Annotated in this window: 16 protein-coding genes; 10 read left to right on the forward strand and 6 right to left on the reverse strand. The window is 63.6% G+C overall.

What is annotated here, in order from left to right:
• The first annotated feature begins 110 nt into the window (after window positions 1-110).
• Window positions 111-1,850 (forward strand): DUF882 domain-containing protein, encoded by a 1,740-nt coding sequence (locus tag H5P29_RS11045; protein WP_154386468.1) that lies wholly within the window; start codon window positions 111-113, stop codon window positions 1,848-1,850.
• 197 nt (window positions 1,851-2,047) lie between these two features.
• Here the strand turns inward: H5P29_RS11045 and H5P29_RS11050 are convergent, their stop codons facing one another.
• Window positions 2,048-2,689, reverse strand: a complete 642-nt coding sequence (locus H5P29_RS11050) for a 2-dehydro-3-deoxy-phosphogluconate aldolase (RefSeq protein WP_067958411.1) — start codon at window positions 2,687-2,689, stop codon at window positions 2,048-2,050.
• Window positions 2,690-2,845: 156 nt separating this feature from the next.
• Entirely contained in the window at window positions 2,846-3,715 is an 870-nt protein-coding gene (locus H5P29_RS11055; protein WP_067958414.1) for an N-acetylmuramidase domain-containing protein, read from the reverse strand.
• A 139-nt stretch (window positions 3,716-3,854) separates the two neighbouring features.
• Between H5P29_RS11055 and H5P29_RS11060 the strand changes: the two genes are divergently transcribed.
• The 5 genes from H5P29_RS11060 (at window position 3,855) to H5P29_RS11080 (ending at window position 8,365) form a co-directional block, all read left to right on the forward strand.
• Window positions 3,855-4,784: a rhodanese-related sulfurtransferase gene (locus H5P29_RS11060; RefSeq protein ID WP_067958417.1), complete on the forward strand. Its 930-nt coding sequence runs from the start codon at window positions 3,855-3,857 to the stop codon at window positions 4,782-4,784.
• A gap of 118 nt (window positions 4,785-4,902) precedes the next feature.
• Complete coding sequence (locus tag H5P29_RS11065) at window positions 4,903-5,655, forward strand: tellurite resistance TerB family protein (RefSeq protein ID WP_067958420.1); 753 nt, start codon at window positions 4,903-4,905, stop codon at window positions 5,653-5,655.
• Between the two features lie 330 nt (window positions 5,656-5,985).
• A complete protein-coding gene (locus tag H5P29_RS11070) occupies window positions 5,986-6,741 on the forward strand; it encodes an SDR family oxidoreductase (RefSeq protein WP_067958423.1) in 756 nt (251 codons plus the stop codon).
• Between the two features lie 113 nt (window positions 6,742-6,854).
• The gene (locus H5P29_RS11075) at window positions 6,855-7,673 is read left to right on the forward strand and encodes a sterol desaturase family protein (RefSeq protein WP_246341061.1); all 819 of its coding nucleotides are present in this window, start codon (window positions 6,855-6,857) and stop codon (window positions 7,671-7,673) included.
• Complete coding sequence (locus tag H5P29_RS11080) at window positions 7,670-8,365, forward strand: isoprenylcysteine carboxylmethyltransferase family protein (RefSeq protein ID WP_154386467.1); 696 nt, start codon at window positions 7,670-7,672, stop codon at window positions 8,363-8,365. Before H5P29_RS11075 ends, H5P29_RS11080 begins: the two co-directional genes overlap by 4 nt.
• A 20-nt stretch (window positions 8,366-8,385) precedes the next feature.
• Here H5P29_RS11080 and H5P29_RS11085 read toward each other — a convergent pair whose 3' ends face one another.
• The gene (locus H5P29_RS11085; protein WP_154386466.1) at window positions 8,386-9,570 is read right to left on the reverse strand and encodes a pyridoxal phosphate-dependent aminotransferase; all 1,185 of its coding nucleotides are present in this window, start codon (window positions 9,568-9,570) and stop codon (window positions 8,386-8,388) included.
• A gap of 59 nt (window positions 9,571-9,629) precedes the next feature.
• Here H5P29_RS11085 and H5P29_RS11090 point away from each other — a divergent pair, with 59 nt between their 5' ends.
• The gene (locus tag H5P29_RS11090) at window positions 9,630-10,337 is read left to right on the forward strand and encodes a GNAT family N-acetyltransferase (RefSeq protein WP_371818630.1); all 708 of its coding nucleotides are present in this window, start codon (window positions 9,630-9,632) and stop codon (window positions 10,335-10,337) included.
• Between the two features lie 146 nt (window positions 10,338-10,483).
• The gene (locus H5P29_RS11095) at window positions 10,484-10,690 is read left to right on the forward strand and encodes a hypothetical protein (protein ID WP_067958433.1); all 207 of its coding nucleotides are present in this window, start codon (window positions 10,484-10,486) and stop codon (window positions 10,688-10,690) included.
• A gap of 12 nt (window positions 10,691-10,702) precedes the next feature.
• On the opposite strand, the gene H5P29_RS11100 is transcribed toward H5P29_RS11095, so the two are convergent.
• Window positions 10,703-12,133, reverse strand: coding sequence for an ATP-binding protein (locus H5P29_RS11100; protein WP_154386465.1), 1,431 nt, complete (start codon window positions 12,131-12,133; stop codon window positions 10,703-10,705).
• Complete coding sequence (locus H5P29_RS11105; protein ID WP_185910331.1) at window positions 12,130-12,846, reverse strand: response regulator; 717 nt, start codon at window positions 12,844-12,846, stop codon at window positions 12,130-12,132. The genes H5P29_RS11100 and H5P29_RS11105 overlap by 4 nt, the downstream gene beginning before the upstream one ends.
• Here H5P29_RS11105 and H5P29_RS32530 point away from each other — a divergent pair.
• Window positions 12,829-13,350 (forward strand): hypothetical protein, encoded by a 522-nt coding sequence (locus H5P29_RS32530; protein ID WP_246670846.1) that lies wholly within the window; start codon window positions 12,829-12,831, stop codon window positions 13,348-13,350. The two genes, H5P29_RS11105 and H5P29_RS32530, sit on opposite strands and share 18 nt — an antisense overlap.
• Window positions 13,351-13,403: 53 nt before the next feature.
• Window positions 13,404-13,658 (forward strand): hypothetical protein, encoded by a 255-nt coding sequence (locus tag H5P29_RS11115; RefSeq protein WP_067958446.1) that lies wholly within the window; start codon window positions 13,404-13,406, stop codon window positions 13,656-13,658.
• A gap of 118 nt (window positions 13,659-13,776) precedes the next feature.
• Here H5P29_RS11115 and H5P29_RS11120 read toward each other — a convergent pair whose 3' ends face one another.
• Complete coding sequence (locus tag H5P29_RS11120; RefSeq protein WP_182576014.1) at window positions 13,777-14,937, reverse strand: nickel/cobalt transporter; 1,161 nt, start codon at window positions 14,935-14,937, stop codon at window positions 13,777-13,779.
• Between the last annotated feature and the right edge of the window lie 4 nt (window positions 14,938-14,941).

The following is a 14,941-nucleotide window of genomic DNA, read 5'->3' on the forward strand; positions in this document are numbered from 1 at the left end:
ATCCGGGGACAGATGGCAGCCTAACAGGGCCTTTTGATTTGAATAGGATCGAGAACACCGAAGGGCGTCGCTCGAAATCGAATGGTTGGCAGAAGTGGCTTACAGCCGCGATGCTAACGTTTGGTTTCCTGACAGCCTCTCAGGCGACAGCCTCCGCCGAAACGCGGACACTCAAGCTGTACTACACCCACACGGGTGAGCGGGCTGAGATCACGTTCAAGCGCAATGGCCGCTATGATCAGGCTGGCCTCAAGAAGCTCAATCAGTTCCTGCGCGACTGGCGCCGCAACGAGCCGACCAAGATGGACCCGCGTCTGTTCGACGTGGTCTGGGAGGCCTATCGTTCCTCCGGTGCCCGTGACTACATCCACGTCGTCTCCGCCTATCGCTCGCCGGCGACCAATTCGCTGCTGCGCAGCCGCTCCAGCGGCGTTGCGGAAAAAAGCCAGCACATGCTCGGCAAGGCGATGGACTTCTTCATTCCGGGCGTGCCGTTGAAGAAACTGCGTGACGCGGGCCTGCGTGTCCAGGCCGGCGGCGTTGGCTATTATCCGCGTTCTGGTTCGCCCTTCGTCCACATGGACGTCGGCAATGTGCGCCACTGGCCACGCATGAGCCGCAAGGAACTCGTCGCGGTGTTCCCATCGGGCAAGACCTTGCACGTGCCGAGCGACGGCAAGCCGCTGCCCGGCTTCGAGCAGGCTTTGGCCTCCTATCAGTCGCGCAAGGCGAGCGGTGACTTCGTGCTTGCCAGTGCGACGCCTGCCAAGCGTAGCGGCGGCCTGTTTGCCGCGCTGTTCGGCGGTGGTGCCGACGAGGAAGAGGATACCGGCGAAATCGCAGTGGCCGCCGTTCAGCCCAAGAAGGCGCCGACCAAGGCCATACCAGCGGAGGCACCGGTTCAGAAGGCGCTGCCCGGCATCCAGATCGTGGCGCCCGAGAATGCGCAGCGCGCCGAGATCCCACAGGTGGCCGAAGAGGCACCTGACCAGCAAGCGCCCGAGACCATCATCGCGGCCTTGCCGGCGCGCAGCGTTCCACTGCCAGGTGTAGCCCCGCGGCCGCAGGCCGAGGTTGGCATGGCGACCGCCGAGAACGTGCCGTTCGGTGCTGCTTCGGCACCGCTGGCCGAAGGTGAGCAGCCGACCGCCGTCGAGCAGCAGATCGCAGCCAATGTGCCGCTGCCGACTTGGCGCCCGAACCACACTCCGCCGGCCGAGCTCAAGCCCGAGAGCCAGAACGTGCTGATGGCGTTGGCCTCGACGGATGACGCGCCTGCAATTGCCAGCGACGTCGACGCACCGCTGCCGTCGGCCCGTCCGCAGGACATGACCGTTGAAGCTGCCCTGGCCGCTGCGAACGACATTCCCGCCGAAGACGAGTCCGCCCAGGACGAACTTGAGATCGCCTCGCTTGCGCCGCAGCCGGAGCCGCGTTCGGTCTTCGACCAGCCCGAGGCAATTGCAACCGCAACTCCTGCAGCTGCAACGCCCAAGAACGCGATCGCCACTGCCTCGGCCGGCACCGACCCTGCCGCGGCCGTCGGTGGCAACGTCAAGACGACGCGCAAGTCGGCCCGCCCGTTGGCTCAGGAAGCCAAGCCGGATCCCAAGGCCGTGGTCGTTGCCGCTGCGCCCGACGCCGCACGCTGGGCACTGCGCAGCGGCACGCAGGTGACGACGGTCACGACCAACACCAAGGCGCCCGGCTTTGCCTACAACATGGTTCGGACGGCTCCGACCGAGGTTTACACGGCGGGCTTCCAGCAGGGCGACCAGTCGGCAAGTGCCCACAAGTTCTCCGGCACAGCCGTGAAATTCCTCTCGGTGGCCCGGTTCTCGACGAACTGATCAACATCAAGACAATCAAAAAGCCGCGCGGAGAAACCTGCGCGGCTTTTTTGTTTTTGGTCTCACCTTTTCCCGCTGGGGGCTAGAGCGTTTCCGCGTTTCTTCGAATCGTGGAATCTCTCTATCTTCTTGTTTTTGTGCATTGCGGACGGAAAACCGCTGCACACTTTTCCTGGAATTGCTCCAAGGCAAGAAACTCAGTTCTTGCGCAGCTTGTTCGCTTCGGCGGCAAGCGCCTCGATGCCGGCCCAGTCGCCTGCCTTGACCATGTCGTCGGGGGCGACCCACGAGCCGCCGACGCAGACGACGTTCGGCAGGCTGAGATAATCCCTGGCGTTCTTGGCCGAGATGCCACCGGTCGGGCAGAATTTTACTCCGGCAATGGGCGAGGCCAGTGCCTTGAGGAACGATGCGCCGCCGGCCTGCTCCGCGGGGAAGAACTTCAGGAAGTCGAGCCCGGCTTCAAGCGCGCCCATGATTTCGCCCGGCGTGATGGTGCCCGGCAACAGCGGCACGTCACTTTGCGCGGCGTGTGCTGCCAGCTCGCGCGTCAGGCCGGGGCTGACGATGAATTTCGAGCCGACGGCGACGGCTTCGTCGAAATGGCGCGCGCTGAGGATGGTACCGGCGCCGACGATGCAGTCCTCGACCTCGGCGGCGACACGGCGGATGCATTCCAGTGCTTCATCGGTCCTGAGCGTGATCTCGATCGCCCGGAGACCGCCTCGCGCCAGCGCGCGGGCCAGCGGCACGGCGTCGGCGGCGCGCTCGATCTTCAGCACAGGAATGACCGGCTGGCCATCCAGCAGCGCAAGCAGTTTCTGGGTTTTGCTGGTCATGGCATCTCACTCCGCTGTCAATTTTCAACCGATTTAACAGACCCGCCATTCCAAGTCCACGAAGCCTTTGGCGACATGGTGTTGCGCCCCGAATGAGCGCGGTGGGTCGAAGGCCGTCGCTGTCGCCGAAGCCCTACGCCTTAGAGCGCAAGCAGTCTATGCCTGGCGGAAAATGCCGGCCAACCAGCGCTTGAGGCTCGACCACAAGTGGCGGTTGCCAAGAGACAGAGCCTGGATGATGGCTGCCTGGGTACGCTGACCGGCGATGCCATCGGCGCCCAGGCCATGATCAGCCTGGAAACGCTTGACCTGGGCTGCAGTGCCCTGGCCGTAGATGCCGTCCGTGTCGACGGGATAGCCCAGGGCAACCAACGCTTCCTGCAGTTCGGTGACCAACTCACCGCGCGTTCCGACCATCATGGTGAGGTCGCCGGGGGCAGGGCCGTCGATCTGCCGCTTGTAGGCCTCCGCCAGCTTGAGATGGTAGCCGTTCTTGCGGAAGCCGGGTCCGTTGTAGCCATGGCCGACCGCTTCCCAGTCGTGATCGTTCAGCGCACTTGTCAGCCCCGCCTTGTCGAGATAGCGCGTCATCAGCCGGGCCTGGCCGGCGGCGCCTGAACGTGCCTCGGTCACAAGCGCATCGACATCGTCAAAGCCGAGCCATTGCCAATGCGACCCCATCACCTGACCGAGCCCCCAGGACGTCGATTCATAGGCGGCCTGGTGGTCGATGGAGGCTGCCCGTTCGAGCATCTGCCACCGCGCTGCCTGGGCGCGCGGGTTGGCGACTGCACCCGCATTCGGTGAGGCCAGCCCTTCGGCGCGGGCACGCTCCTGCGCTGCGCCGGAAAGCCTGCGGTCGAAATAGTGCCCCTCGAAACGGATCAGCGGTTCGTTGCGGCCGTCGATCTTGGCGAATACCTGGCCGGCGCTCTCGATCTCGGCGATGGCCAGCAGCGCCGCCGGCTCCAGTCCGAACTCGCTGGCCGCCTTTTCGATTTCCGTTGCCGTTTGCCTGCTGAACATGCGCGGTCTTCTCCATATCCAGGCGTCCGGTGGAAAAAGATTTTACCGCTGGGCGCAGGTCGAATCGACAACAGACTGTAATCGTTCCGCTTTCAGCTGCACGTTGAAAAAAAATGGCCAAAGCGTTAGTGGCTCGGCGATGAACCTGTCTACACCGCAGTCTCTTTTCCGCGTTGCCGCCCTCTACCGCTTCTGCCGGCTCGAGGGTTACGAGGCTTTGCGCGCGCCGCTCGCCGCCTTCTGCTGCGGCCGTGGCATCAAGGGGACGCTGCTGCTCGCACGCGAAGGCATCAACGGCACCGTCGCCGGCACCGCAGAGGCGATCGCCGAGCTGATCGCCCATCTCGAGGCCATGCCGGAATTTTCCGGTCTTGAGGTCAAGTACAGCACGGCTGGGGAGATGCCGTTCCACCGCATGAAGGTGCGGCTGAAGAGCGAAATCGTCACCATGGGCGTCGAGGGTATCGATCCGCTCGCCAGCGTCGGCGCCTATGTCGAGGCGAGCGACTGGAACGCGCTGATTTCCGATCCCGACACCATCGTCGTCGACACCCGCAACGATTATGAAGTGTCGATCGGCACCTTTTCCGGCGCTGTCGATCCGCGGACAAAGAGTTTCCGCGAGTTCCCGGCCTGGGTCGAAAACCATCGCGGCGAGCTCGAAGGCAAGAAGGTGGCGATGTTCTGCACCGGTGGCATTCGCTGCGAGAAGGCCACGGCGTACGTCAAGTCGATCGGCCTCGATGATGTCTTCCACCTCAAGGGCGGCATCCTCAAATATCTCGAGGACGTGCCGGCCGAAGAGAGCCTTTGGAAGGGCGAGTGCTTCGTCTTCGACGAGCGTGTGTCGGTGTCGCACGGGCTTGTCGTAGGGCAGGCCGAGCTGTGCCGCGCCTGCCGGCATCCGCTGATGCCGGAAGAGCTTCTGTCGCCGACATTCGAGGCGGGCGTGTCCTGCCCGCATTGCCATGATGCCCGCACGGACGAAGACCGCGCGCGCTATGCTGAGCGCCATCGCCAGGTGGAATTGGCGGAAAAGCGTGGCTCCAGCCCTCATATCGGCAGTTAGCCCTCCGCTTCCGGCCGATCTCGCCAAATTGACGACCGTGCCAAATTGACGGGCGTCATTGTAATGTCTTGATCGTCCGCCTACCTCTCGGCGACCGATATTCCAACCGGAGGCATCCATGTTCGACCCCAAAAAGCTGCTCGACGATCTCCTCGGCTCCAAGATTCCGGGAACCGGCTCCACCGTGCGCGACAAGGCCGGGCAGGCGACCCAACTCGCCAAGGACAATCCGCTTGCGGCCGGCGCGCTGGTTGCCGTGCTGCTCGGCACCGGTGCCGGCCGCCAGGTTGCGGGCACGGCGCTGAAGGTCGGCGGTCTCGCGGCCATTGGCGGCCTGGCCTACAAGGCCTACCAGAACTACAAGGCCGGCAATGCGCCCGAGCAGGCAACTGCCGCCCCCGATGCCGAGCCGCAGCTTTTGCCGCCGCCGTCCGACAATTCCTTCCACCCATCGCAGGCGCCACAGGGCGAGACCGAGTTCGCGCTGATGCTGATCCGCGCCATGATCGCCGCCGCCAAGGCTGACGGCCATATCGACGATGACGAGCGCAAGAAGATCGGCGACAAGCTCAGCCTGTCGGGCATCGGCTCCGACGCCGAGCAGTTCCTGATGGAGGAGCTCAATTCGCCGCTCGATCTCGACGCGATCGTCGCTGCGGCCCAGACCGAGGCACAGAAGGTCGAGCTCTACACCGCCTCACGCCTGGCCATCGATCCTGACACCCGCGCCGAGCGCGGCTATCTCGACCTGCTCGCCGGCCGGCTGCAACTGCCGGACGCGCTTGTCGACCACATCGAGGCGACGGTTTCGAGCGTCAAGGTGCCGGTCGTCGAGGCATCGGCCAATCCGCAAGTCAACCCGCGCTGGTAACAGACCGGGAGGCGCCGGGCGGTGCCTAAAAGGCGTTTTTTTGCGTTAAGGATTTGTTAACCGCCCGGGCGCATCATTTTCTTACTCGGATCGGCTCTCCTCCTCCCAAGCACGGTTCGATCAAAGACTGGGCGGTCGCCAATGACCGCCCTTTTTGTGTGTCTTATCCTCACCAACGCACCCAATCCTCGATGACCGACGCGCAGGTCCGTTCTGGCCCTTTGCCAACGGCGCGCCGTCTATTTCGATTTTCGGGGCCGTGCTTTAGACTGCTCGCGCTACCAATGATCTGCCGCCGGCGATCGGTCATGCGCAGGGAGGAGCTTCATCATGGCAAGCAACAGGGTTGCGGTGGTTACGGGCGCCGGCAAGGGCATCGGCAAGGCTGTGGCGACAGCCTTGCTCAAGGAGGGCTGGAACACCGTCTTCTGCGGCCGCAGCAAGCATGCGCTCGATGAAGCGATCCGAGACGCCGGCAAGACAGACGCCAAGGCGCTGGCCATCGTCTGCGACGTGACCAGGCCCGACCAGGTCGACGACATGTTCGAGACCATCACCGAGGCCTTCGGCCGCGTCGACCTGCTCTTCAACAATGCCGGCATGGGCTACAAGGCGTCGACCATCGACGAAATCCCGGTCGAGGCCTGGAACGAGGTCGTGTCCGTCAATCTCACCGGCACCTTCCTGTGCTCGCGGGCAGCCTTCGCGGCGATGCGACGACAGGAGCCGATGGGCGGACGCATCGTCAACAACGGCTCGGTCTCTGCCCATGCACCGCGCCCCGGCTCTGTGCCCTACACCGCGACCAAGCACGCCATCACGGGTCTCACCAAGACGTTGGCGCTCGACGGCCGCCCGTTCGACATCGCCTGCGGCCAGATCGACATCGGCAATGCGTTGACCGAGATGGCCGTGCCGATGTCCGTGGGCGTGCAGCAGGCCAATGGCTCGATCGCTGCGGAAGCCGTGATGGACGTCGCCCGTGTCGCCGAGGCCGTCGTCTACATGGCCAGCCTGCCGCTTGACGCGAACGTGTTGTTCATGACTGTCATGGCAACCAAAATGCCCTATGTCGGACGCGGCTGAGGCGGCCGGTCAAATCCCGACAATCCCCCGGTCCGTCGCAAACAGCCGTTAACCCAGAAGTAGTACACAACGGTGCTTACGCGTCGAAGTGGCTTCTGAAGGCGGATTTTGGCATGCAATTGAGCGATCTGGTGGATCTGAAGGCGCTTCTCGTCATCGCGCTGATCTTCATCCCCCTCGAGCAACTGGTCCCGCATCACGAGGAGCAGAAGACGCTGCGCCGCCATTGGCTCAACGACGTCTTCTACCTCCTGTTCAACGGCATCGTCATCAAGATCGGCCTGCTGTCGGTGGTTGCACTCATGATGGTCGGCCTTGGCTACATCGTGCCGGGGAGCGTAGGCGCGGCAGTCCGCAGCCAACCAATCTGGCTCCAGACGATCGAGGTGATCATCCTCGCCGATATCGGCTTCTATCTCGCCCACCGCACCTTCCATGCCGTGCCGTTCCTGTGGCGGTTTCATGCCGTCCATCACAGCATCGAGGAGATGGACTGGCTTGCTGGGCACCGGGTGCATCCGGTCGACCAGATCCTCACCAAGTCGGCGTCCTATCTGCCGCTGTTCGCGCTCGGCTTCTCGCCTGCGGCCATCGTCATCTATGCGGTTATCTACCAATGGCAGTCGGTGCTGGTTCATTCCAACACCCGCATCGGCTTCGGCCCGTTGAAGTGGATCTTTGCGTCGCCGAAGTTCCATCATTGGCACCACGCCAATGAGCGCCAGGCTTATGACAAGAACTTCGCCGGCCAGTTGCCGTTCCTCGACGTGATCGGCGGCACGCTCTACATGCCCGACCGCATGCCGTCGAAATACGGCACCGACGATCCGGTGCCTCAGCTCTATCACGAGCAGCTGGCCTACCCGTTTGTGGCCGGAAAGCCGCTCGACGACGTCAGCCTGCCTTCCGCAATCGGAGAGACCCAGAAATGAACAGCCGCCTGGAAGATGTGGCCGGCAAGGGCCTGATGATTTCGATCTTTCTGTACCTGGCGATCATGCAGGCGGTTTCGATCATCGCGACCGTCCAGATGCGGGAGCAGATCGATCTCTGGGGCTTCGTGCTCGCGTCGCGCGTCGCGGGCCTGGTCTTCCTTGCCCTGATCGTGTTCCTCACCGTCATCCGGCACGCGCCGAAGAACGTATCATCGGGCATCGAACCTCGCCTGACGGCGATCGCCGGCACGTTCTGCCTGATGTTCCTCGTCGTCCTGCCGACCGGAAGCCCAGGCATCGGCCTGCGCATCTTTGCCTCATGCCTGATGGTTGCGGGTACTGTCTTGTCGATCTGGTGCGTGATCTATCTCGGACGTTCGTTCTCGATCATGGCCGCCGCCCGCCAACTGGTCGTCCAGGGGCCGTATGCGATCGTCCGGCACCCGCTTTACGCTGCCGAAGCCGTCACGACGCTCGGCGCGGTTGTCGCCGGCTGGTCGATCTGGTCTGCCCTGCTCTTCATCCTGTGGTGGGCATTGCAGTACCGCCGCATGGTCAACGAGGAACGCATCCTCCGCGCGACGTTCCCGGAGTATGAAGACTATACCCGCCACGTTCCGATGGTCATCCCGACGCTGACGCCGTACCGGCCCGGCACGGCAGCGACGCCTACGCTGCCGGCCGAGTAAGGCGCAGATCGAAACGCCGGCTATTTCGCCAGGAACGCCTCGATGCGTTCCAGCGCCCGCAGGATGTTCTCTTCCGAGTTGGCGTAGGACAGCCTGATGTAGCCTTCACCCAATATGCCGAAGTCCGGCCCGCCGATCAGCGCTACGCCGGCGTCCTCGAGCAGGGCCGAAGCCAGTTTCTTGGCCTTCCATCCGGTCTGGCTGATGTTGGGGAAGGCGTAGAAGGCGCCTTTCGGCGTGACGCAGGAAATGCCCGGTATGGCGTTCAGGCCTTCGACGACGATACGGCGCCTGTTGTCGAAGGCGCGCATCATGCGCTCGACGTCGTCCTGAGGGCCGTCGATGGCGGCAATGCCGGCGAACTGGCTCGGCGCGTTGACGCAGGACCAGCAATTGACGGCGAGCTTGCGCACCTTGTCGTAGAGGCGGCCACCTACGGTCGCATTCGGCCAGATCGACCAGCCCATGCGCCAGCCGGTCATCGCCCAGGTCTTGGACCAGCCGTTGAGCACGATCAGCCGGTCGCGGATTTCAGGGTAGGTCAGCAGCGAGACGTGGCGTTCTCCGTCATAGGTCATGACGTCGTAGATCTCGTCCGACATGATTGCGACATGCGGATGGGCTTCGAGGCCCTTGACCAGCTTGGCGATCTCGACGCGCGGCGTCACCCCGCCGGTTGGATTGGCCGGCGAATTGAGGATCAGGAGCCGCGTCTTTGGCGTGATCAGTGCAAGCGTCTCCTCGGCCGAGAAGGCAAAGCCGTTGGCCTCGCGCATCGGCACCGGCACCGGTGTTGCGCCGGTGAACTCGATCATCGAGCGGTAGATCGGGAAACCCGGGTCGGGATAGAGGATTTCAGCCCCCGGTTCGCCGAACATCAGGATCGCGGCGAACATCGTCGGCTTGCCGCCGGGCATGATCATGACGCTCTCCGGCGACACCTCGACGCCTGTCGTGGCAAGGGTGCGCCGCACCACCGCCTCGCGCGTTGCCAACAGGCCATTGGCCGGCGTGTAGCCGTGATGGCCATCACGTAAGGCCTTGATCGCGGCCTCGACGATATGCTCGGGCGTGCGGAAGTCGGGCTGGCCTATGCCCAGGTTGACGATATCGCGCCCCTCATGGAGCAGGGCCGTGGCGCGGGCCAATACGGCAAAGGCATTTTCTTCGCCGAGGCGGTCGAAGGCGGCAATCGTGTGGAGCATTCCGGCTATCCGTCTGGTTCTGTTGGGGGCACCGGATTTTTGCGAGAGTTGGGGCGACCATGTCAAACGAATTGGAGACGTCCTTGTCCGAGAACCTGCAGGACTGGAAGCCGCGGCCGCGCCCCGAGCGCATAAATCTCGAGGGACGGTATGTCCGCCTGGAGCCGCTCGACGCCGCAAGACACGGCGAACGCCTGTACGAAATGGCGACCGCCGAAGATGCCGAGGGCCGCTTCCGCTGGCTCTTCGACACCCAGCCGCAGACCCGCGCCGATTTCCAACCCTGGCTCGAAAAATCGGCGGCGAGCGAGGACCCGCTGTTTTTCGTCGTCATCGACAAGGCCAGCGGCAAGATGGCCGGGCGGCAGACCCTGATGCGCATCGACCCGAATTTCGGCGTCATCGAGATCGGCAACATCTACTGGAGCGACATCGTCTCGCGCAAGCCGGCGGCAACCGAGGCCCAGTTCCTGTTTGCGCGCCACATCTTCGAGCTCGGCTATCGGCGCTACGAGTGGAAGTGCAACAATCGCAACGAACCGTCCAAGCGGGCGGCCGAACGTTTCGGCTTCAAGTTCGAGGGCATCTTCCGCCAGCACATGGTGACCAAGGGCGAGAACCGTGACACCGCCTGGTATTCGATCATCGACAAGGAATGGCCGGCCTTGCTCAAGGCCTACGACGCCTGGCTCGATCCGGCCAATTTCGATGCCGCAGGCCAGCAGAAGCGCAAGCTTGAGGATTTCCGCGCCGAGTTCGGCGCCTGAAGGTGCCACGGGCGCCTTTTGGCCCCAACAGCTATGCGTGCGACAATCGAACCGGTGATGGCGCGTTGGCTGAAACGGCAACGGGCGCTATGTAGCTGAACTTGCCGGCATCGGTCCGGACGCAACGAGATGTTAGGGCCACGCCGATGGACACCAAGACCCGCCATGCCGCCGTCGCCGCCGCATGGATCATGATCATCTTCGGCGTCGCGGCGTTTTTCCTGCCCAAGGTGATGCTCGCCGTCGGCAACTATTCGACCGCCGCCGCCGGTGTCATCGCGGTATGCTTCGTTCTTGCCTTCTTCGGCGTGTTCTGGCTGCGCGGCCGCAGCCAGCGCAAGAACGGCAACTGAAACAAGTTGATCCTATCCGACCGCTGCGGCCTTCACGGTTCCGGCCAGCGGTATCTTAAGCTCGGCGCGCAAGCCGCCGCCGCTGCGGTTCTTGAGGACAACGTCGCCGTCAAAGCGGCGGGCAATGTTGCGGGCAATCGTCAGGCCGAGCCCGAAGCCGCCGGTCTGGCGGTTGCGCGAACCTTCGATACGGATGAACGGGCGGAAGATGGTTTCCATCTTTGTCTCCGGAATGCCCGGGCCGGAATCGTCGATGGTGAGCAGCACGTGCCCGTCGACCTGCGACAAGGCCAGGCGGGCCTTGCCGCCATACTTCACCGCATTGTCGACGAGATTGGCCACGCATCGGCGCAGCGCGATCGCCTGGCCTTGGCAGACGAGCCCACGGGCGTGGTGGCGAGCGCCGTCGAAGACGACATGCGGATTGCCGTCGGCGATCGAATCGACGAGCGACCAGAAGTCGATCCGTTCCAACGCCTCGTCCCTGGCCTCGTAGGTGGCGAAGTCGAGTACGGAGGCCGAGATCGCCTCGATGTCGGCCAGATTGTGCATAAGTGCGGTGCGAAGCGGCGAGTTGCGCAGCAATTCCAGGCGCAGGCGAATGCGCGTCAGCGGCGTCCTGAGATCATGCGCGAGCGCGGCCGCCAGCAATTCGCGGTCCTCGACATATTCCTTCAGCCGCGCCTGCATGGTGTTCACCGCCCGTGCCGCCGACTTGTATTCACTGCTGCCGCGTTCATCCAGAGGCGGGCTTTTCAGGTCTGCGCCGATTCGCCGGACGGCACTTTCGAGCGCGCGATAAGGTGCCGTCAGCCGGCGCAGCGACCAGATCGACAGCGCCACCACCAGGGCTGCCACCGATCCGTATAGCGGCAGACTGTCGCTGTTGAGGACCGGACCGGGTGGCGTCGCCTTCATGGTGAAATTGAGCCACTGGCCGTCCTTGAACTCGATCGACGCCACCAGCGTGTCGCTGTTGGTGATGTCGGATGACAGGTCGAGCAGTTCCCGTTCGACGCTGCCGACGCTCTGGTCGGGTTCCGCCGAATTCTGGCTCGGCCGTGCCTTCGGCATTTCGCGGCGCACGCGAGCTTCCTGGATGCCGTATTTCGACAGCCTGCCGACGATGATGTCCTCGAGCTCTGCCATTTCGTCATCCGCGGGAATGACCGAGCTGACGGCAGGCGCATCCGAAGTGGTCAGCACATGCGGCGGAACGGAGAGGCCGGCGGCGATGCGGGTGCGATCGAGCGGCTGTTCCGCATACATCAGCTTTGCCAGCGACAACGCCCGGTCGTTGAGGCGAAACAGGTCGAGGATATTGTTGGAGGCAACGCGTTCGCGCGAGACGATGGAGAGCGTCGAGACCTGGATGGACAGCAGCCCGGCGATGACGATCAGAAGCACCCAGGCCGGCAGCGACCGTGGCAGGAGCCATCTCATTCGGCTGATACCTCGGGCACGAACTGATAGCCGCCGCCGCGCACGGTCAGCACCAGCTTCGGTGCGCGCGGATTGTCCTCCATCTTGCGGCGCAGGCGGCTCACCAGGATGTCGACGCTGCGGTCATAGCTGTAGTCGCCGTTCTGGTTGGAGAGCTCGACCAGTTGCTCGCGGCTCAGCACACGTTGCGCCGAGCGCACCAGCGTGTGCAGCAGGTTGAACTCGGCGGCCGTCAGCTCGACCCGGATATCGTCGGGCCTGAGCAGCCGGCGGCGGGAGGCATCGAGCGTCCAGCCGGCGAATTTGTAGACTTGCGGCACCGGCCGGTGCGTCGTTCCCGCGGCACTCGGCCGGCGCAGCACGGCGCGTGCCCGGGCCAGCAGTTCGCGTGGGTCAAAGGGTTTTGGCACGTAGTCGTCGGCGCCCATCTCCAGGCCGACGACGCGGTCGATGGTTTCGGTGACCGCCGTCAGCATGATGATCGGGATCCTCGAATGCGTGCGCAGGTCGCGGCAGATGTCGAGGCCGCTTTTGCCGGGCAGCATCACGTCGAGGATGATCAGGTCGACAGAGGCGCGGCGCAGGGCTGCCTGCATCTCGTCATCGTCGCGCGCGCCCGAGACGCGCATGCCGTGCTTGACGAAGAATTCCTGGAGCAGGTCGCGGATTTCCCTGTCGTCGTCGACGATCAGGACATGGGCATCAGTCTTCACTTTTTCGCACCTCAGGTCGATGCGAACGGCATCGGCGCGGACCTTGGCGAAATGAGGTCGAACCAAGGTTTTGACCAGAAAACACGAGAACTTGAGCGCCTGAGGCGGCAGTTACAATCCAGAAACAAAACACTGCAAACCGGAAAGAAACCCGACAAGTCGGTCCGCGATAACAACCGTGCTGCTTCAACCACGGGTGCTGGAACCGACATGCGAAAGTTAGTGGCCAGTTCGATGATCGTACTGCTCGCCGCACTTTCAATTGGCGCAGCCAGCACCCAGCCGCAGGCAAAGGGAACAGTTACGAGGACCGATCGCTGCAACAGGCTGCAGCAGCAATTCACCGATGAAATCGCTGAACATGCCGAGGCGAAACGGGCCGCCGAAGCGAAAGCCCTTCAGAAAAAGGCGATGAAATTCTGTGCCGGCAACCAGCAGGCCCAGGGCATCCGCGCCTATGCGACAGCACTGAAGATGCTTGGAGCGCAACCGATCGAACCCTGATCGGCAAGCTCAAGAAGGCCCCCAACAATGCACTTGTGCAAAGGAAACTGATCATGAACGTCAACAAGACCCTGCTGACCGCTCTCGGCATGACCGTCGCCATGGCCTTCTCGGCCCCGGTGCTCACCGCCAGCTCGGCCAACGCTGCCGGCTACACGGCAGCGCCGGCGGCTGCCGCCACGACCACAACCAAGACGGTCACTCCGCTGGTGAAGAAGGTCGCGAGCAAGAAGCCGACGCACAAGAAGGTCAAGAAGCACAAGAAGCACGTCGCGCCGGCCGCCACGACCAAGAAGACCACGATGTAAGCACCCGACGCCACGCAGGTCGTGGTCCACAAAAATCCGGCCTGGCAGCCGCAACTCCAGGGCGGATTTCTTTTGCGCGCAGATTGGCAGTTCAGGACGTCGCGGGCGCCAAGCCCGCTCAGGCCTTCAGGCTAGCGGCCAGCAACACCAGGCCAAGCAGCATGACGAGTGCCGCGCCGCCGATCTCGATGGCATTGTGGACGCGGTTTCCGGCGCGGCCGTCGCCGGCTATCGCAACGGCCCAGTTCTTCGCCGTCACTGCCATGATGGCAAGTGCCGAGACGGTGATGGCGGTTCCGAGCGCCATGGCGAAGACCGACAGGATGCCGCCGGCCCAAAGTCCGTTGAGGAAGGCGAAGCTGAGCACGATCAGCGCGCCGGAGCAGGGGCGGATACCGACCGCTGCAACCGCCGACCATGCGGTGCGCCAGTCGAAATGCTTGCCTTCGAGCATCCTGGGATCCGGCGCGTGCGAGTGGCCGCAGGTCGAGCAGACTTCACCCACGGCGTGAGCGTGATGGGCGTGAGCATGCGGGCTGTGCCCGTGGTCATGATGCGCGTGGTTGTGGGCTTGGTGAGCGTGATCGTGATGATCGTGCGCATGATCGTGGCTGCACGTGGCGTGGTCATGATGGTCGTGGCCTGAGGTGGCGTGGTCGTGATCATGATGACCATGCGCATGGACATGGGCTGCCGACAGGCTGTGTACCGGAGCCGCACCTGCCAGGAACGCCATCGGCTTGAGTTTCTTCCACAGCAGCCAGGCGCCGAAGGCGGCGATCAGGGCGTAGCTCACCGTTTCCAGGAACCAGGTTGCGTTGGTCATCGACACCGATGTACCGCGCAGGACGAGGAACACCAGCGTCATCAGCACAACGGCAGTCGCCCCCTGGAGGAAGGCCGAGACGAAGGACAGCATCACGCCGCGGCGCAACGCCACTTCGTTGGCGAGCATATAGGACGAGATTACGGCCTTGCCGTGGCCGGGGCCGGCGGCGTGGAAGATGCCATAGGCGAAGGACAAGCCGACGAGCAGCCAGATGCCGCCGCTGTCGCCGTCGCGCATCGCCTTCAGCGAGCCGGTCAGCGAGCGGTAGAACTGCTGCTGATGAACGTTGATCCAGTTGAGCAGCTCGGAGAAGAGGCCGGTCGACGGCACCATCGCTTCGTTGGTGCCGATGCCGAGTGAACTCTGGGCATGCGCCCGGACCGCGAAATGGCTGAGCACATAGCTGAGCGCCAGAAGCGCGAAAATCACTCGGATGGTCGTCTTCTTCACTGCA

This window comes from Aminobacter sp. MDW-2, from assembly GCF_014250155.1.
In the GTDB taxonomy this organism is placed as follows: Bacteria; Pseudomonadota; Alphaproteobacteria; order Rhizobiales; family Rhizobiaceae; genus Aminobacter; species Aminobacter ciceronei.